Source organism: Bacillus sp. FSL W8-0770, from assembly GCF_038008705.1.
GTDB lineage: Bacteria > Bacillota > Bacilli > Bacillales > Bacillaceae_G > Bacillus_A > Bacillus_A cereus.
Map to the genome: position 1 here is coordinate 3,768,732 of NZ_JBBOZR010000001.1, position 19,267 is coordinate 3,787,998.

The window sequence follows — 19,267 nt, forward strand, 5'->3', positions numbered from 1 at the left end:
TACACACTTATACATTAATATGTTCCGCTATATTATATTTAAGAACATCCCATTTTCCACTATTTTGTTTCACATAACTAATACACGCATTTTTTAATGGTGTCTTAAATGTAATTTCATCTGGTTCAATGGCATGTAAAATCGCTTTTATCGCGTGTGAGTGAGCAACAATAATAATACGTTTGCCAAAATGAGTTGTCGCAACATCTTCTAAAGCAGCAAAGCAACGAGCTACAATCTCTTCATCGCGCTCCATACCTTCTACTTTACCCTCAGCAATCAACTCTCTAACAGCCGCAACCGGCTTCCCTGAAGCTTCTCCAAAATTCCGTTCAACAAATCGCTCATCTAATAAAATCGATTGTAATCCAACTGCCGTTGCGATTTCATTAGCCGTTTCTTGCGCTCTAATTAACGGGCTACTTATAATGATATCCCACGTTTCTTCTTGTAAAGCAGCTGCACTTTGACTCGCTTGCTTCTTACCAACTTCATTAAGCGGAATATCTTCTCGCCCCTGAATAATTTCTTGAAAATTCCAATCAGTTTGTCCATGTCGTACTAAACAAATTTCCGTCATGCTGCAACTCCTTTTTAAATAATCAACTTCTATTGTAACAAAAGTTCTGCATGACGGACATATTTTTCACTTCCAATTAGGTTGCGTTTTGTTGCTTCATATACTGAAACATATCAATCATAATCGAAGCAACGGCCAATTGATTTTGAAACTTTTCCACTTTATCTGGTATCGTTTTTTTGAAATGTTGCATCGCCGCTAACTCAAAAGCCTCTTTTTCTTCAGGATTTCGTGTTAATTTTCTATACCAGTACGGTTGCTCTCTAATATAACGAGATAAATCCTCATCAGCCTTTATAAACTCCATAATTTCTGCTCTCATCATCTTTCCCCCTAATCCTTTTGAAAGAAAAACGGGTTATTTTCTGAAGTACTTTGCTCTTGCTGCGTACGGTTACCTTGAAATTGCTGAATAACTTGTTGCACGCTCCCAATTGCACTCGTCACATTGGCTAAATGGTTCTGCATTTGTTCCACGTCCAACTTTTTAAAAAAAGAAAGCATTTGCCCCATCACATCAGCAGTTTTTTCCTCTTCAGTTCGATTATCTTTTTCTTTTTTATTTTCTTTTACCGAAGAAAAAGCAGGCGCTCCATCCGGTCTATAAGTTGCCCATATTGGATCTTCTTCACCAAGTAAGTACCATTCTTCATAAAATTGTTGCCATGTTTTATGACCACTTCTAACCTCATGAACCATTTTAGGGTGATGGTTTACAAATTCTTTAAACTGTTGAACCGATGGATGTAACGGTCCTTTTGTTGTTGGCATAATCCTCACCTCTCCATGTATATCTACTATATAGTAAGAAAAAAAAGGCGCATGGTTCGCCTATTTTTAGACGATTCATGCACCTTTTTTTCTGCTATTTGCATACGGTCAGATTCCCACCTACAATTCAGTGAATACGAAGTAACTAATTAGGTGATGTAACACCCCACCGCTTACAGTTTCGCTTTATTTTCGAATAAAGTTTTGTGTATAAAATTTATCGTATACACCAACACCTAATCCTGTAAATTGTTCATTTAATAAATTCTTTCTATGCCCCTCACTATTTAACCAACCTTGCACTGCCGCAATTCCATCACTATGTTGCGCCGCTATGTTCTCACCAGCAAGTTGAAATCCTACTTTCCCGCGCTGCAAACGATCTCCTAGCGTACCTAATGTAGGTGAGTCATGAGAAAAATAATTATTGTCTTTCATATCTTTACTGTGACCAACAGCAACATCTGCTGTTTCCTGATCCCATGTTAATAATGGTAATTTATGACGACTTCGAATGATATTTGTTAAATCAAAAATTTGTTGCATATTCCCATTTTCTACTTGTTTTATTTTTTCTGGAGTCAATGGTTGTTCTGCTATTAATTCACCTGAATAAACGAGCTGATACGGTCTTTGGCGTAATAAAGTTTCATCATCCATATAACGAACACCAACAAGCTCATGTGTAAATTGATCAAAATACAATTGCGCCCATCCATCTTCTACAGGTATTAACGGTTGTTCCATGACTTCGGTATCAGATAGCTCAAATTGATAACTATTTTTCCCTCTTTTTAATGAAATTTCATGCGAAAGCGGACTTTTTTTATATACTTCTTCATATTTTTCATTTATATAATAAGGTGGAACCTTAACTTGTTCACCAGCTGCGTATGCCGTTACAACTTTACGTTCAGAAACTCCAAATTGAACATACTGAGTTAAATCCTGGTTGTATACCCACCATTCATATCCGTATGCAGATGGCTCTATTCGAGAGGGTTCTCCCCACTTTGCTAATAGGTTTTCAGAGTCTTCACCAATCATATTTAAAACAGTGTCTGAGGAGTCTTCCTTAATTTGCTTTTTCTTTTTCACAATTTTATTTTCTTGCTTTGATTGAGATGGGGTTAATATATATTGTGAAACGAGTAATTTCCCGTATAAATCAACAGCTAAAATTAAAAATGTAATCATTACGATACGCAATAATTTCTTCAAACGATATACCTCCTGAACAAAACATAAAATTGAGATATACACAAATCCTTTTCTTTCTTTTTGTGTGTACCGTACTCTTTTCACTATATCATATTTTTGTGAAAAAAGTCTGGATTATCCCTTTTCTCTCAATATGAATTGCACTTTCTTATTATTCATACTATTATAAAAATAATGGTGTAACATTAAAAAAGGAGGTATTATATGCAATTTACAAATACGAAATTTAATGGAGCCGTCGTTGAATTAACTCTTTTAACTGAAATCATGGAAAACAACCACTTCGTACTTGCCGGACAGTGGGATTATGAACGAGTTACATACGATTATAAATTTGAAATATTAAAGGATGTTTATTATTTACGAGTGCAAGGAGTTGCTGTTGAAGGTGACATTGGCAGTAGACACGCTGAAGTAAAACTACTCCCCCCCTTATTAGGAAAACATTATTATCCTCACGGCGTTGAATATGGTGATGATGAGACTTTCCCAACGAATGTACTTCAAAAAAGCGAACAACTCCTACAAAATGTCGAAAAAGAGTTAAAAGAATTTCAAATTATTGATTAACAAAAACAAGCGCATCAATATGATGCGCTTGTTTCATTTCCCTTCCCTAAGAATGAATCGTTTTTTTTACTGGATATCCATAAATAGATCCATCTTTTACTTTAATCTCATCTTCCCAAGGGACCTTATATTTACCTTCAGCTAAATCTTTTACAAACGTATATGGATTTTCTTTCACCCCACCAGGAGTTGCTACATATCCTCTTGAACCTAGATTATATATATTATTTTCCAATCCCCATCCTAATCTAGCCTGATCTGCTAGTTCTGGATATACTTCAGCAGTAACAATCTCCCAAGGATTTCGATGACCCTGTACTAAAGTAGTCCCATCAAAATTACATACTTGTCCTTCACCAAAGTAATAAAATACACCATCATAACCCGCTAAGTTTACCGACAATGTATACATTAAATTTTGCCATGCATTTGAACGATTCGTTAGCATCCATTGTTCACTAACTTGTGTACTATATCCAGAAATACGAATTAAGACATTTGCACCTTTATAGGCCGCTTCACGAGCTACTTCAGGGAACATGCCATCATGACAAATACAAACAGCTAATTTACTTCCTCCAGGTCCATCACAAACAGGTAAGCCTAAATCTCCAGCTTTCCAAGGCTCGACTGGCACCCAAGGATTTAGCTTACGATACTTCAAAATCATTTCACCTTGTGGATCAATAATAACTGCTGTATTATACGGCTCTCCACCATCAGGATTTTTCTCCATTATTGAAAAAACACCATATACTTTAGATTCTTTACATGCCTCAGCAAATAAGTCTGTTTCTGGCCCAGGCACTGTGCATAAAAATTCTTCTGTAGTCCATTTTTTTGTATTGAGCCCTTGTGTACTATATTCAGGAAATACTATCAATTCTAAACCAGGGTAACCTGATTTGGTCGAATGAATTGTTTTTATGATTTGTTGAATTTGTTTATCAATGTCTGTACGCGATTCTACTACTGGTACTGGATATTGAATTAGTGCTGTCAAAAAACCACTAATCGGCTTTACCATACTTCCACTACTACCCATTTAAACTCCCCCTTAAAATAGTTCGTGTTTATTAAAGATAACAATATATATTTGTAACTCTCTAAAAAACTTGCACTACATATGGAATTATTACGCATGAAAGCTAGTAGTAAATTTTATCTCCACTTTTAGTACACGCCTACACTAACTTAACATAAAAAGTTAGAAAATTCAATCTTTTTAAGGTAACTAAAACTAAAAAGAAAAAGCGCATGGAATCCCATACACTTTTTTACTTAGTCTGTAAATACGGCGGCAATTGTTGCAACTGCTCCTTATCCTTTTCACGTTCTCTACGTGCCCATCTAAAGAATACATAGCCTATAATTGTACCGTACACTATTTCCTGGACAATTTTCATTATGATACCACCAGTTTGCTGGTCTTGTACGACTGGCATCCAGTGCAAAAATTCTGGTCCCGTTATATTTAAATCCGATAAAGTGCCCGCTGGTACACATAGTTCCATCGCTTTCATCCAAGCAGCCGGATCCGTATACGTTGCAAATAACGGCGCTGTCGCAAAAATGATTAACGCACAAGCAGGCGTTAATAATATACCGTTAGCAAACATATAACCAAGTTTCTTTATATCACTTAACGTTTGATATTCTGGTAATGGATTTAACATCGGCCACCACATCATGATTGCTGTAAAAAACAATATAGCGAGACAAATAGGATGAGCTATTTGACTTTGTTTTACTGTATCAAAAACAACTGGTAAATGATAAAAAGAAAACAGGCCGTTAAATACAAACAACGCAATAAGTGGTTTAGCAAATGCATTTAATATAATTTGAACGAACTTAAAAGAAGTAATGTAACGATATAACCAAATTGGTATACCAAGCAACAGTAACGGCGGAACTGCAATATACATGACTGCCATTTCAAACATATGAGCACTAAATATAATATGGCCAATTAAATCAATAGGCCCTCCCTTTACAAAATACAAAAGAACAATACCAGTCGTAAAATAAAAAATTTGCTTCTTACTTACCTTCGTCGCATTTTCAAATCGCATTCTATATGGCCCAATAATTAAGAAGTACCCAATAAGAATCGAAAGCATAAATAATAAAAAGATAGGACTCCATAAAGCCTGAAAACCAAATATCCACAAGTTACTCATTTTCACACCTACCTTCGTAAGGTTATCTCATAATATGAAGAGGGAGCTGTGACAACACAAGCTCCCTTATTTTTCACTTTTCAAATCCACACGATTGTCATAAAAGCTAAAATTGTAATTAACCCTATTAGCAGACCTGAGTAAAGAAAGAAACTTGCTGCTTCATGTCCTTTATGACTCATATGCATAAAATAATACAATTGAAAAATTACTTGTACCACTGCTAATAGTAAAATAAACGGTACAGAGAAAATCGGACTAAAAGTTTTTGGATACGCCACTGCTACAAATGCAACTAATGTTAAAAAAATCATTAATGCAAACGTAATAACTTGATGCCTCATTTCCTCCGCACTTTTTCTCTTCCGATAAACAAGATCAACTTTAGGATTATTCGTTTGCTTTATCGCCATTGTTTATCCCACCATTCCCATTAAATATACTACAGTGAAAATAAACACCCAAACTACGTCAATAAAGTGCCAATAAATCGATGCAACATAAAACTTCGGTGCATTGTATAAATTTAGACCTCTCTTCGCATTTCTAAAGATTAATGTTAAAATCCAACATAACCCAAACAATACGTGGAGTCCATGTGTACCAACAAGAGCATAAAACGCAGAGCCAAACGCACTACTTCTCATAGTATGCTTAAATTCATGTGTATAATGATAAAACTCATATATCTCAAATCCTAAAAACCCTAAACCTAGCAATACTGTTACTAGTAACCAAAGCTGCATTTTCTTAAAGTTAAAGTTTTTCATGTGATACATCGCATATACACTCGTTAAGCTACTCGTTAATAAAAGCATCGTCATAATGAAAACGAGTGGCATTTGGAACATCTCTTGAGATGTTGGTCCACCATTTGTAGAATTCTTTAACGCTAAATATGTGCCGAATAAGGAAGCGAACAACACTGTTTCGCCTCCAAGAAATAACCAAAAACCGACAAACTTATTTTTCCCTTCAAGGGTTGCTTTTTCAGGCTCTGCTGGAAATGTTTCATTCGTTAACTTTTCATCTACATGCATTATGCCTTGCCCCCCTTATCCTCTAAATCTTCTTTATGAATATGATACCCATGATCATCAATTACTGAACGTAGGAACATTGCGCCAAATGTAATGATTAAACCAATAATTGCTACTAATAACCAGAACTTATCTTTTCCGCCCTGCATATACATCGCACCAAATGCCGCTATAAACAATCCGAAAGAAATAACAAATGGTGAAAACGAAGGATTTGGCATATGAATATCACCAACTGGTTCCGCTGCTGTCATCTCTTTATTACCTTCACGTTTTTCAATCCAAAACGGATCTAATCCGCGAACAAATGGTAATTGTTTAAAGTTATATTCTGGTGTCGGTGCTGGCATTGTCCATTCTAATGTACGTGCATCCCACGGATCACGACCAGCTTTTTCTTTTGATACTGTCGTTTTAATTACATTGAATAGAAGAACAATCGTTCCAAGAGCCATAAACACCGCTCCGATAGAACTAATCATATTCCCCATTTCCAACCCTTGCCCTTCAAGATATGTGTAGTAACGGCGTGGCATACCAATCAAGCCAAGGAAATGCTGAATAAAGAACGTTAAATGGAAGCCGATAAAGAATAGCCAAAACGTTATCTTTCCTAATGTTTCATTTAATACTTTATTAAACATCAGTGGCCAATAATAATGAGCTCCTGCAAGTAAACCAAATACAACACCGCCAACGATTACATAATGAAAATGCGCTACTACGAAATAGTTATCATGAAATTGATAATCAGCTGGTGCAGATGCTAGCATAACCCCTGTAACTCCACCCATTACGAATGATGGAATGAAAGCTACTGCCCACATCATTGGTGTCGTAAAACGAATACTTCCACCCCACATTGTAAAGAGCCAGTTGAATATTTTGATACCAGTCGGAACCGCAATCGCCATTGTTGCAACTGAGAAAATAGCATTAGCAACTGGACCAAGTCCAACAGTAAACATATGGTGCGCCCATACCATAAATCCTAAAAATCCAATTAATACAGTCGCAAACACCATCGATGAATAACCAAACAATCGTTTTTTCGAAAATGTTGCGAAGATTTCTGAGAATATTCCGAAAGCTGGGAGTATAAGAATGTATACTTCTGGATGACCGAAAATCCAGAATAAATGCTCCCATATAATTGTATTCCCGCCCAATGCCGGATTAAAGAAACTTGTTCCAAATAAACGATCTAACATTAAAAGTCCTAATCCTACAGTTAACGGCGGAAAAGCGAATAATATAAGCGAAGATGTTACAAATGTTGTCCATGTAAACATCGGCATACGCATATACGTCATTCCTGGAGCGCGCATATTAATAATGGTTACAAGGAAGTTAATTCCTCCAATTAATGTACCAATACCTGAGATTTGCAAGCCGAGTACATAGAAATCAACACCATGACCTTTAGAGGCTAAAGCTAAAGATGCATAAGATGTCCATCCTGCATCAGGTGCTCCACCTAAAAACCAACTTAAATTTAAAAATACTCCACCAAAGAAAAATAACCAAAATCCGAGTGAATTCAAAAACGGGAACGCTACATCACGTGCACCAATTTGAAGTGGTACAGCGGCGTTCATAAATGCAAACACGAGTGGCATAGCTGCGAGGAAAATCATTGTTGTACCGTGCATCGTTAATACTTGATTATAAGCATCCCCAACAAGAAAAGCGTTGTTAGGAATCGCTAATTGAAGGCGAATAAATAGAGCTTCTATTCCGCCTATTACAAAAAACAATCCACCTGCAATTAAATAGAGAATGGCAATCTTTTTATGGTCTACTGTCGTTAAATAATCCCATATGACAGCACCCATCCCCTGTTTTTTTGCTACAGAACTCACGTTTTCAACCTCCCCTTCGCGAATAGTCCCTCTTTACTTTTCAACTTTTAACGTTTGTAAGTATGCATTTAATGCATCAATTTGATCATCCGTTAAGTTGCCATATTTGCCAGTCATTTTGTTTCCTGGCTTCATATTTTCAGGATCTTTCAGCCATTTTTTTAAGTTTTCTTCATTGTTTTCGGCAATACCGGCAACCATATCGCGATCCGCAAAGTTTGCTAAGTTTGGTGCGATACGAGCGGAAGGTGGTCTACTATCATTAGATCCAACTGCGTGACAACCAATACAGCTTTTATTAAATATTTCTTGGCCCTCTTGCGCCTTTGTTGAAGCTACTTCTTTCTTTCCATCAATTTTCTTCATATCAGCAAGCCATTTTTTGTACTCGCTTTCATCTAAAGCTTTCACTTTAAATTGCATTAAAGAATGTGATGGACCGCAAAATTCTGTACAAAAACCATTATAAGTGCCCGATTTATCTGCCTTTAACCACATTTTGTTCACATTGTCTGTATTTGTATCCATTTTCCCTGCTAAAGATGGAACCCAAAATGAGTGTTTAATATCGGCACCCTTCAAATTTAAATACACTTTCTTACCTGTGGGGATGACCAAATCTTGCGAAGTTACTATCTTTTCTGATTTATAAGAAAATTCCCACCAATAAAGATTCGCTGTTACATCAACAACGATAGTATCTTTATCAATATTCTTTTTCTCCATCGCACTTACATCAGCAAGTTTGAATGTATATGTAACCGTTGGAACAGCTAAGATTAGTAAAAGAATAATCGGAATAACTGTCCATATAATTTCTAGCTTGTGATTCCCTTCAACTTGCTCTGGAATATAATCTTCCTGACCTTTCTTTTGTCGGAAACGCACAATTACATACAAGAAAATAATAGTAACTACTAGTACTACTCCTACCATGATTGCACTAGCCAGTAGAAGTAAATCATATTGCATTTTTGCTACTTCTCCTTGCGGAATTAAAGTAGATTGAAAGGCTTTACCGCATCCCCCTAACAGTAAAGCCAGCAGTGAAACGAACGAAAGCAGTCGCCACTGTTTCTTCATACAAACAACCCCCACTTTCCTTGTGAATTAGATTGTACTTTATAGTTAAGTAAAGTAAATCTCAACGTAAAGAAATCCAATTATGTCGTTGTCTTAGAAGAATGTAACTACAATCATTGATACAAATAAGATTGTTAAATAATTTAGGGAATAAACAAACATTTGCACGGACCATTTGATGTCATCTTTCTTACGGAAGCCATAAAATCCTAAAACGATCCATCCGATGTTAAGCAGTGTTGCAATTACCATAAATGTTATCCCTAGTCCACTCATATAAAATGGGAGTGGTAATAAACATACTGTCCAAATCATAATTTGGCGTTTCGTAATTTCAAATCCATGAACTACAGGAAGCATTGGAATTCCTGCATTTCGATATTCATCAACACGTTTCATCGCTAATGCAAGGAAATGTGGGATTTGCCAAATAAACATAATTAAAAATAACATCCAAGCAATTGGATGACCTAAAGATGGATCGATTGCTGCCCATCCAATTAAAGGTGGAACTGCTCCAGATATACTACCTACAACAGTATTTAGTGTATACTTTCTCTTTGTCCATAAAGTATATAGGACAACATATGTGAAAGCACCAATAAATCCCATTAAAACTGCCATTGGTGTTGTTAATAATAAGAATACAAATCCAAGAAGTAATATAACTAGGCCAAATGTAAGTGCAAATCCTGGTTTATACTTTCCAGTAACCGTTGGACGAGTCTTTGTTCTTTCCATTAACGGATCGATGTCTCTATCGATGTAGTTATTTAAACAACATACCCCCGCCATAATTAATCCTGAACCAACGATTGTAAAAAATAGCTTATCCAGATTGTCCATCACACTTAATCCATTAAAGTGTAACGCCAACCAAAATCCTGTAAATACAGTAAGTGTATTTGAGTTTACAATCCCCATTTTAACGAGTGCTGATAAATCTTGTAACCGAGTTGTTTCCGGTACACTTGTAACAGCGGACTCATCATGCAGCTCACTTGTTGCATGGTTCATCACTCTAACCCCCTCTTAAAACTTTCATCTTTCTTTTTGCGCTTATTTCAAATGAAATAATTCGCTTCTATATAGCAATATTATTACAGTAGAAACATTGTTAACCCATTCTACTACTAATCTACGCCCATACTCCAATATATTAAATCATATTTCCCGAACATTTTGTGAAGAAAACATGAACTTTTTGTGTCGGATATAAAAAACTTCATTCTGACTTGTCCTTATCATAACATGATGTTACCTTCTATAATAAACTATTTTGTCCTATTTAACACGTATTCTCCCCATTTCTTTTCAAAACAGCCTATTTTTCACCTAATTTTTTCCTTTCAAACCCTGTTTTTACACCTATTTTCTCTCCCTTTCCTTCCCCCTCCATTTCTTTGCTATTTTATTATTTTTTATATATCATAGGAACTAGCGCGTTTTATTCTATACATAATGGAATGAAAATATTTCGCAATAACTTCATAGCAGAAAGATGGTGAAAGAGATTGCAACGCTTTATTAAATGGTTAGCAGTCATTACAAGCCTTGATTTATTAATAGTTTTATTAGGAGGCGCTTTAGTTACAAAAACAGGTTCTGGTCAAGGTTGTGGTAAATCATGGCCACTTTGTAACGGTGAATTTGTTCCATCTAATTTATCAATGGAAACTATTATTGAACTTAGCCACCGATTAACATCAGGATCAGCTGGAATTCTTGTCACTCTCCTTTGTATTTTGTCCTGGAAATATTATAAACATGTGCGTGAAACAAAAACGTTAGCAATTTTATCCTTCGTATTTTTAGTTGCACAAGCATTAATGGGAGCAGCAGCAGTTGTTTGGGGACAAATGCCAGCTGTACTTGCTATCCATTTCGGTATTTCCTTAATTTCATTTGCTTCTGTCATTTTATTAACGTGTCTTATCTTTGAAATTGACCAAAAATTTGATGCACGTTCACTTATTATGGACAAAAAAATGAAATTTCATATTTATGGTGTAACAATTTACAGTTATATCGTCGTCTACACAGGTGCTTTAGTACGTCACGAACGAGCTAGCTTAGCCTGTCCAGACTTTCCTTTATGTAGCAAAAACAGACCTATGCCAACTCAACTACATGAATGGGTTCAAATGGGCCATAGAGTTGCAGCGATGTTAATTTTCGCTTGGATACTATACGCCATGATTCTCGCTATTCGCCATTACAAGCAGCAACCTGTAGTATATTGGGGATGGATCATTTCATTTATCCTCGTTACACTTCAAGCTGTAGTAGGAGTTTTAGTTGTATTTACAAACGCTAGTTTAGCGATGGCATTGTTACATTCTCTATTCATTTCTTGCTTGTTTGCCGTACTATGCTATTTAGTTATGTTAGGAACAAGAAGTAAAGTGAATGCCAAAGAAGCCGAATCAACTTCTAAACAAACAAAATAATTTAAAACTAAAATCCCTTGCCAATTCGGCAAGGGATTTTTTGCAATAAAAAAGAGCTGTATTTACACAGCTCTTTTCTTATTTTAGTGATCTAATTCAATAAGTAAATCACCCGTTTGAATTGCATCACCATCGTTAACATATACTTTCTTCACTTTACCATTGAACGGCGCTTGAACTGTCGTTTCCATTTTCATCGCTTCTGTAATTGCCATAGAATCGCCTTTTTTCACTTCGTCGCCTTCTTTTACAACTACTTTAATTACCGTTCCTGGCATCGTTGCACTAATATGATTTGGATTCTCACGGTTTCCTTTCACACGTTGTGCAACTGTTGCTTTTACACTCTCGTCTTTCACGATAATTTCACGTGGTTGACCGTTAAATTCCAAGTAAAGAACGCGGTTTCCATCCGGCTGAGGTTCTCCAATTGATACTAGTTTAACCATCAATGTTTTACCCTGTTCAATTTCTACATCAATTTCTTCACCTAGTCTCATACCATAGAAGAACGTCGGTGTATCAAGTACAGATACATTTCCATAAAGCTCAGCAACTTTTTCATAATCCATAAATACTTTTGGATATAAAGCATATGCCACTACATCAAAAATCGTTACTTCGCGTCCAAGTTTATGGAATAATTCTTCTTTTAACGCTTCGAAATCTACTGGCTCTAGTAATTCACCTGGTCTTACTGTTAATGGCTCTTTCCCTTTTAAAATAATCTTTTGTAATTCTTTCGGGAAACCACCGTACGGTTGACCTAAATCACCAGAGAACATTTCAACAACAGACCCTGGGAAGTCCATGGCATGTCCACGCTCTAAAACATCTTGTTCTGTCAGATGGTTTTGAACCATAAATAATGCCATATCACCAACAACTTTTGATGATGGCGTTACTTTTACAATATCTCCAAACATGTCATTCACACGGCGGTACATTACTTTCACTTCATCGAATCGATCTCCTAAACCAACCGCCTTCGCTTGTTGCTGAAGATTACTATACTGCCCACCCGGCATTTCATGCATATACACCTCTGTATGAGGCGCATTCATACCACTTTCAAACGGTGCATAGTATTTGCGTACATCTTCCCAATAATGAGATAGTTTTTCTAAAGAATCTATATTAACATCTGGTTGTCTTTCGTTTCCGCCTAACGCATAGTATAGCGTGTTCGCACTTGGTTGTGACGTTTGACCAGCCATAGAACTCACTGCTACATCGACGATATCAACACCCGCTTCAATTGCCTTCGTATACGTTAATATACCATTTCCACTCGTATCGTGCGTGTGCAGATGAATTGGAATCGACACTGTCTCTTTTAATGCAGAAACTAAATCATATGCTGCATTTGGTTTTAGTAAGCCCGCCATATCTTTAATACCTAAAATGTGAGCTCCTGATGCTTCTAACTCTTTTGCTAAATTTTTATAGTAATTTAAATCATATTTACTACGCAGTGGATCATGAATATCCCCTGTGTAGCACATTGTTGCTTCTGCAATTTTACCAGTATCTCGTACAGCGTCAATTGCAACTCTCATGCCTTCCACCCAGTTTAAGCTATCAAAAATACGGAATACATCAATGCCTGCTTGAGCAGAACATTCCACAAATTTTTGAATTAAATTATCTGGATAGTTTTTGTATCCAACTGCGTTTGAAGAACGAAGTAACATTTGGAATAACACGTTCGGCATTTTTTCACGAAGATCTAGTAATCGTTCCCATGGATCTTCTTTTAAGAAACGATACGCAACATCAAACGTTGCACCGCCCCACATTTCCGCTGAGAATAGGTTCGGTAACATTCTCGCTGTTGGCTCCGCAATTTGATGTAAATCTTTTGTACGAATACGAGTTGCAAGTAATGACTGGTGTGCATCACGGAATGTTGTATCCGTTAAAAGTACACGTTTTTGATCCTGTACCCATTTTACTAATCCGTCCGCTCCACGCTCGTCCAAAATTTGTTTCGTTCCATTTTGGATTGGCTCTGAATGTTTTAAACATGGAATACGAGCATCTGGGAATATTGGTTTTTCTTTTTTCCCTACTCCTGGGAAACCATTTACTGTTACTGTACCAATGTAATTTAACATTTTCGTTCCACGGTCTTTACGTTTCGGGAACAAGAACAATTCAGGTGACGCATCGATAAATGAAGTATCATATTCTCCTGATAAGAAGTTTTTATGCTTTACTACATTCTCTAGAAATGGAATATTTGTTTTAATACCACGAATACGGAATTCTTTTAAGTTACGTTCCATTTTTGCAGCAGCTTGCTCAAAAGTAAGTGCCCAAGTTGTAACTTTTACAAGTAAAGAATCGTAGTACGGTGTAATAACTGCACCTTGGAAGCTATTTCCTGTATCAAGACGTACACCAAAACCACCGCCTGATCGATACGCCATAATTTTTCCTGTATCCGGCATAAAATTATTTAGCGGATCTTCAGTTGTTACACGAGATTGAATTGCAAATCCATGTACAACTACTTCCTCTTGCTTCGGAACACCTACCATTTTGCTATGTAATGAATGTCCATCAGCTATTAAAATTTGTGATTGAACAATATCTACTCCCGTAATCATTTCTGTAATCGTATGTTCTACTTGAACACGTGGATTTACTTCAATAAAGTAAAACTCATCATCTTTTACAAGGAATTCTACTGTTCCTGCATTTAAATAGTTTACATTTTTCGTTAACTTCACAGCAGCATCACAAATACGCTGACGCAGATCATCTGAAAGTGATACACTCGGTGCAATTTCTACAACTTTTTGATGACGACGTTGTACAGAACAGTCACGCTCGTATAAATGAACAACATTGCCTTCTTCATCTGCTAAAATTTGTACTTCTATATGTTTAGGTTTTTCAACGAATTTTTCGACGTAAACTTCATCATTACCAAAAGCTGCTTTCGCTTCTGATTTCGCTCGATTATATGATTCTCCTAATTCCTCACTAGTACGCACAATACGCATACCACGACCGCCACCCCCAAGGGATGCTTTAATAATAATCGGGTAATCATACTTTTCAGCAAATTTTTTGACTTCTTCTAATGAATTTACTGGACCATCACTACCAGGTATAACTGGAATTTGTGCTAGCTGCGCTTGTGTTCTTGCTTTCACTTTATCTCCAAACATATCTAAATGCTTACTTTTCGGACCGATAAAGATAATTCCTTCTTCTTCACAACGTTTAGCGAATTGAATATTTTCTGACAAGAAACCATATCCAGGGTGGATTGCATCTACATGATTACTTTTTGCAATCTCAATAATGCCTTCAATATCTAGATAAGCATCAATTGGTTTTTTTCCTTCCCCAACTAAATAGGACTCATCGGCTTTATAGCGATGATAAGAACCACTATCCTCTTTAGAATAGATTGCAACTGTTTTTAATCCAAGTTCCGAACAAGCTCGAAACACACGAATTGCAATCTCTCCACGGTTAGCTACCAATACTTTTTGAATACGTTGCAGCTTTGTCATGATTTTCCCCCTCTACTTTCCTACCACTCTAGAGATAAAATATATACACACCTTAAAAAGCGTGAAGTTCTTCACTTTCCACATTATATTATACTTAGAAAGCTTCACTTTATTTTTATCCATCATACCTTATTTTCTAACAAATGATAAGTTTTCTGTGCAATTTGTTTCACAAAAATAGTATAGCATACCTCTTCCTTTTCTAACAACTTAATTGTATATCACATTTAACTTAATGTGATATATCTTTTGACTGAAAGAGAAATTAGTACATCATATTTAAAACTACTTAAAAATAAAAAACACATCATGCTCTAAAGCACAATGTGTTTTTATTTTACAACTACAAGATGTGGTCCATTTTGTTCTCTTTCTTTCATTACACCATTCTGTTGTTTCTCTTGTCGTTTCACGTGACTAGCAATATTGAGTAGTATTCCCATTGCAAGTAGATTAGCTAATAAAGAACTTCCGCCGTAACTAACAAACGGTAATGGTACTCCTGTAAGTGGTATTACTCCAGACATACCACCGACATTGATAAACGTTTGAACTCCAAACAAGCTTGCAATTCCGATAGCTATTAAACTTCCAAATGGATCTGTACACTTTTGCGCAACTCTAAATGACCGAATAATAATAAGTAATAAACAGATTAAAATGATAGCTACACCTATAAAACCAAGTTCTTCAGATATAATTGCCATTATAAAATCCGTTTGCGGTTCTGGTAAATAACCATATTTTTGTACACTATTCCCTAATCCTCTACCATTAAGCCCTCCAGAAGCGATTCCAATAAATGAATTCACTAATTGAAACCCATCCTTTTGAGGATCATTAAACGGATCAAGGAAAACAGAAAAACGTGCCTTTTGATATGGATTTAATGCATAATTACCAAGAAGATATAGTGCCGGAATCCATACTATAGAAGTTAAAGCAATTCGTTTAATCCATAAGTTAACCTGTACTCCCGAACAAAGAAACATAATTCCTACTGTTCCTGCAATTAACAAATCAGTACCTAAATCATTTTGCTTTAATATTAAAAACATGATTATTCCAACACCAATAAGTACTGGACCTGACCCTTTGAAAACAGGTGTATTCGTTTCTTGTCTTTTCGCAAAAAAATGAGCTAAGACGAGAATAACTGTTATCTTAACAAATTCTGCAGGCTGTATTCCAAATATCCACCCGTTTGCACCGTTTACTTTCTTAGTGAAAAAGGCAGCTGCAGCTAATAAGGCAACACTAGCACCGTAACTCCCCAACAAAAAAATTCGTTTTCTCCAAACTTTATATGGGATAGTAGCAATAATTATTAATACCATTGTCCCAACAACTAAAGTAATTAATTGTCTTTTAAAAAAGAAATTTGCTGGTTTATCAAATCTCGAAATCGCAACAATGGAACTCGAACTATATACCATTATTACCCCCAGCACACATAAAATAACAAGAGGAAGTAACAATGAATAATCCATTGATTTCCATACTTTTTTCATTTCATTTCCTCTTTCTGTTTCAATTTAATTATTGTTGTATTCCATATGTACATTGATTCTTCCTGCTTTATTATACAAATAAAAAGCTCAAACTAATTTAGTTTGAGCCCCCTTATTTGAACCCGTTATTGTTGTTTGTTTGTAAATGCTTCATGAAGTGCAGATAACTCACGTTCGAGCTCACCTAACATTGCTTTCCCTTGTTCTTCTGCAATAAGACCAAGGCGAACCGCAAAATCGACCTCGCGGGATAGTCCAAACATTTGTGTGTCTAACACTTCTTCATATAATGGACATTGCGGCATTGTAAGATGGTCCATTTGCACCTTAATAAGTCTTAAAATCTTCTCTGCATCCGCTTGTAGAAGGGCTAGTGCCTTTTCCTGATGATTTGCTACTGTCTCAGACGCCAAATTGATTCCCTCCGTTTCCGTCCTACTCTCCTCTATCCTATCTATTAATATTAGCGATAGTTTTAATAAATTGCAATAGAAACATTTTTTGTGACAACAGTGTCTAATACTATTATACTGAAAAGTGGGAGTATAACACAAATGGGGGAACAACAATGAGCGAAATTTTATTTATTAACGGAAAAGTACGTTTTCCAATCACTATTGATCCAACTGTTTGGATCTTTGATGATCGAAAAGTAGATTTGACAACTTACTTTGATGAAGCTAGAGAAAACACGTCTGAACTAGAAACTTATTTAAAAAACACTTCAGAACATTGGGATCGCGAAATCCGTGATGGTGCCGCTTTTCCTCCAATACAACAAAGTGTGAAGAAATATAAAAAAGAACAGCTGATTACTGGAACATTTGGTATACCATTTCATCCATTCCTTGTTAACGCTGAAATTTTAGAAGACGCTACGCAAGTTGAAATTGAAACGGTAGATCATACAATGACACTTCCATTAGAAACTGTCAAAAATGCTATACTAGGCTTTTCAAAAGAAGGAAAACCATTAAAAGAAGACGGGCCTGTTCATCTCTATTTCAATGATGGATCTAATCAACAAAATCCAATCCGTAACATCCGTAAATTTACAATTATTTAAAGAAAAGGAGTGAGCTTAAGCTCACTCCTTTTTACAATAAATCTGCTGCTAGTTGAGCTAAATTAGATCGCTCCCCTTTAACAAACTTCACATGACCACTAATACGCTGTTCTTTAAACTTCTCTACAACATACGTTAAGCCATTATTATATTCATCTAAATATGGGTGATCAATTTGCTGAGGATCTCCCATCAATACAATCTTACTCTTTTCCCCTACCCTAGTTAATATCGTCTTCACTTCATGCTTTGTTAAATTTTGTGCTTCGTCAATGATAATGAACTGATCTGGAATACTTCTCCCGCGTATATAAGTAAGGGCCTCTACTTCAATCGAACCCATTCCAGCTAAAATAGCATCTAACTCTCCTGGCTTTTTCGTATTAAATAAATACTCTAGGTTATCAAAAATTGGCTGCATCCATGGTCTTAACTTTTCTTCTTTTTCTCCTGGTAAATAACCGATATCTTTTCCGACTGGAACAATTGGTCTTGCCACAAGTAATTTTTTATATAACCCTAAGTCTTCTGTTTGCATAAGTCCCGAAGCTAACGCAAGTAACGTTTTTCCTGTGCCGGCTTTCCCCGTTAACGTTACAAGCGGAATATCTTCACGAAGCAACAATTCTAATCCCATAATTTGCTGCACGTTTCGTGGTCGTATCCCCCACACTTGTTCATTGTGAAAAATAAGTTTCTTTACCTTCTTACCTAAGTGATCCACAATGCCAAGAGCAGAACTAGAGCCCCCTAATGCATCTTTCATCACTACAAATTGATTTGGATAAAAAGGATGATTCGCAATTTCAGATAGAGGCAATTCACCTTTCTCATAAAAATAATCCAATTGTTCTTTTGATATATATCCTTCTAAAAAACCAGAATATATATTTTCTACTTCAATTACGCGATCACTTAAATAATCTTCAGCCTTCAAACCAATTGCATCAGCTTTTACTCTTACTAGTACATCTTTACTTACTAAAATAACAGACTTCCCGTCCTCTTTTTCCTGTTCTTCTAAAGATAGATTTTTTGCTACAGCTAAAATTCGATTATCATTTGTTTTTTCTACAAAAATATCTTGTAGTTGCACAAATGAACGATGGTTCAATTCAATACGAAATGTTCCGCCGTTTTCTAGCGGGATACTTTCATGCAGCTTTCCTATTTCACGAAATTTATCTATTAACTTAGATACATAACGAGCGTTTCGTCCTACTTCATCCATATAACGTTTTTTCGAATCAACCTCTTCTAATACAACTGCTGGAATCACTACTTCATTGGTTTCAAATGAAAAAATAGATAAAGGATCCTGCAAAAGTACATTCGTATCTAACACATAAATTTTATCCAACCTGTTACCCCCTGACTCCACTTTTAAATTTGTAGAACAA

18 protein-coding genes are annotated in these 19,267 nt (G+C 35.9%); 3 read left to right on the forward strand and 15 right to left on the reverse strand.

Going from position 1 to position 19,267, the window contains the following annotated elements; all coding sequences use genetic code 11:
- Positions 1-7: 7 nt before the first annotated feature.
- From NST27_RS19215 to NST27_RS19230, 4 genes are all read right to left on the reverse strand, one after another.
- Entirely contained in the window at positions 8-580 is a 573-nt protein-coding gene (locus NST27_RS19215; protein ID WP_000134947.1) for a histidine phosphatase family protein, read from the reverse strand.
- 76 nt (positions 581-656) lie between these two features.
- On the reverse strand, positions 657-902 hold the full coding sequence (locus NST27_RS19220) for a YlbE-like family protein (RefSeq protein ID WP_001200990.1): 246 nt from the start codon (positions 900-902) through the stop codon (positions 657-659).
- 11 nt (positions 903-913) lie between these two features.
- On the reverse strand, positions 914-1,351 hold the full coding sequence (locus tag NST27_RS19225) for a YlbD family protein (RefSeq protein WP_001143346.1): 438 nt from the start codon (positions 1,349-1,351) through the stop codon (positions 914-916).
- Between the two features lie 186 nt (positions 1,352-1,537).
- Positions 1,538-2,572 carry a CAP domain-containing protein gene (locus NST27_RS19230; RefSeq protein ID WP_000735378.1) on the reverse strand — a complete coding sequence of 345 codons (1,035 nt, stop codon included), beginning with the start codon at positions 2,570-2,572 and terminating at the stop codon, positions 1,538-1,540.
- Positions 2,573-2,776: 204 nt separating this feature from the next.
- Between NST27_RS19230 and NST27_RS19235 the strand changes: the two genes are divergently transcribed.
- Positions 2,777-3,142, forward strand: coding sequence for a YugN family protein (locus NST27_RS19235; protein ID WP_001160947.1), 366 nt, complete (start codon positions 2,777-2,779; stop codon positions 3,140-3,142).
- A 46-nt stretch (positions 3,143-3,188) separates the two neighbouring features.
- Here the strand turns inward: NST27_RS19235 and NST27_RS19240 are convergent, their stop codons facing one another.
- From NST27_RS19240 to ctaB, 7 genes are all read right to left on the reverse strand, one after another.
- Positions 3,189-4,187: a formamidase gene (locus tag NST27_RS19240; RefSeq protein ID WP_000535813.1), complete on the reverse strand. Its 999-nt coding sequence runs from the start codon at positions 4,185-4,187 to the stop codon at positions 3,189-3,191.
- A 232-nt stretch (positions 4,188-4,419) separates the two neighbouring features.
- Positions 4,420-5,325: a cytochrome c oxidase assembly factor CtaG gene (gene ctaG, locus NST27_RS19245; RefSeq protein ID WP_000069028.1), complete on the reverse strand. Its 906-nt coding sequence runs from the start codon at positions 5,323-5,325 to the stop codon at positions 4,420-4,422.
- Between the two features lie 80 nt (positions 5,326-5,405).
- Positions 5,406-5,738 (reverse strand): cytochrome c oxidase subunit IVB, encoded by a 333-nt coding sequence (gene ctaF / locus NST27_RS19250; protein ID WP_000985706.1) that lies wholly within the window; start codon positions 5,736-5,738, stop codon positions 5,406-5,408.
- Positions 5,739-5,741: 3 nt separating this feature from the next.
- A complete protein-coding gene (gene ctaE, locus NST27_RS19255) occupies positions 5,742-6,365 on the reverse strand; it encodes a cytochrome c oxidase subunit III (protein WP_000557861.1) in 624 nt (207 codons plus the stop codon).
- Positions 6,365-8,200, reverse strand: coding sequence for a cytochrome c oxidase subunit I (ctaD, locus tag NST27_RS19260; RefSeq protein ID WP_153579316.1), 1,836 nt, complete (start codon positions 8,198-8,200; stop codon positions 6,365-6,367). The genes ctaE and ctaD overlap by 1 nt, the downstream gene beginning before the upstream one ends.
- Before the next feature lie 60 nt (positions 8,201-8,260).
- Positions 8,261-9,310 carry a cytochrome c oxidase subunit II gene (coxB, locus tag NST27_RS19265; protein WP_000745268.1) on the reverse strand — a complete coding sequence of 350 codons (1,050 nt, stop codon included), beginning with the start codon at positions 9,308-9,310 and terminating at the stop codon, positions 8,261-8,263.
- Between the two features lie 93 nt (positions 9,311-9,403).
- Entirely contained in the window at positions 9,404-10,327 is a 924-nt protein-coding gene (gene ctaB / locus NST27_RS19270) for a protoheme IX farnesyltransferase (protein ID WP_001015061.1), read from the reverse strand.
- A 497-nt stretch (positions 10,328-10,824) separates the two neighbouring features.
- Between ctaB and ctaA the strand changes: the two genes are divergently transcribed.
- Complete coding sequence (ctaA, locus tag NST27_RS19275; protein WP_001188744.1) at positions 10,825-11,760, forward strand: heme A synthase; 936 nt, start codon at positions 10,825-10,827, stop codon at positions 11,758-11,760.
- A gap of 83 nt (positions 11,761-11,843) precedes the next feature.
- Here the strand turns inward: ctaA and pyc are convergent, their stop codons facing one another.
- The 3 genes from pyc to NST27_RS19290 form a co-directional block, all read right to left on the reverse strand.
- Positions 11,844-15,290 carry a pyruvate carboxylase gene (gene pyc, locus NST27_RS19280; RefSeq protein ID WP_000164093.1) on the reverse strand — a complete coding sequence of 1,149 codons (3,447 nt, stop codon included), beginning with the start codon at positions 15,288-15,290 and terminating at the stop codon, positions 11,844-11,846.
- A gap of 332 nt (positions 15,291-15,622) precedes the next feature.
- Complete coding sequence (locus NST27_RS19285; RefSeq protein ID WP_000758404.1) at positions 15,623-16,801, reverse strand: FtsW/RodA/SpoVE family cell cycle protein; 1,179 nt, start codon at positions 16,799-16,801, stop codon at positions 15,623-15,625.
- Positions 16,802-16,926: 125 nt separating this feature from the next.
- Positions 16,927-17,214: a YlaN family protein gene (locus NST27_RS19290; protein WP_000135694.1), complete on the reverse strand. Its 288-nt coding sequence runs from the start codon at positions 17,212-17,214 to the stop codon at positions 16,927-16,929.
- Between the two features lie 155 nt (positions 17,215-17,369).
- Between NST27_RS19290 and NST27_RS19295 the strand changes: the two genes are divergently transcribed.
- Positions 17,370-17,867 (forward strand): hypothetical protein, encoded by a 498-nt coding sequence (locus NST27_RS19295; RefSeq protein ID WP_001289784.1) that lies wholly within the window; start codon positions 17,370-17,372, stop codon positions 17,865-17,867.
- Between the two features lie 31 nt (positions 17,868-17,898).
- Here NST27_RS19295 and NST27_RS19300 read toward each other — a convergent pair whose 3' ends face one another.
- The gene (locus NST27_RS19300) at positions 17,899-19,227 is read right to left on the reverse strand and encodes a PhoH family protein (protein ID WP_000358083.1); all 1,329 of its coding nucleotides are present in this window, start codon (positions 19,225-19,227) and stop codon (positions 17,899-17,901) included.
- Positions 19,228-19,267 lie beyond the last annotated feature (40 nt).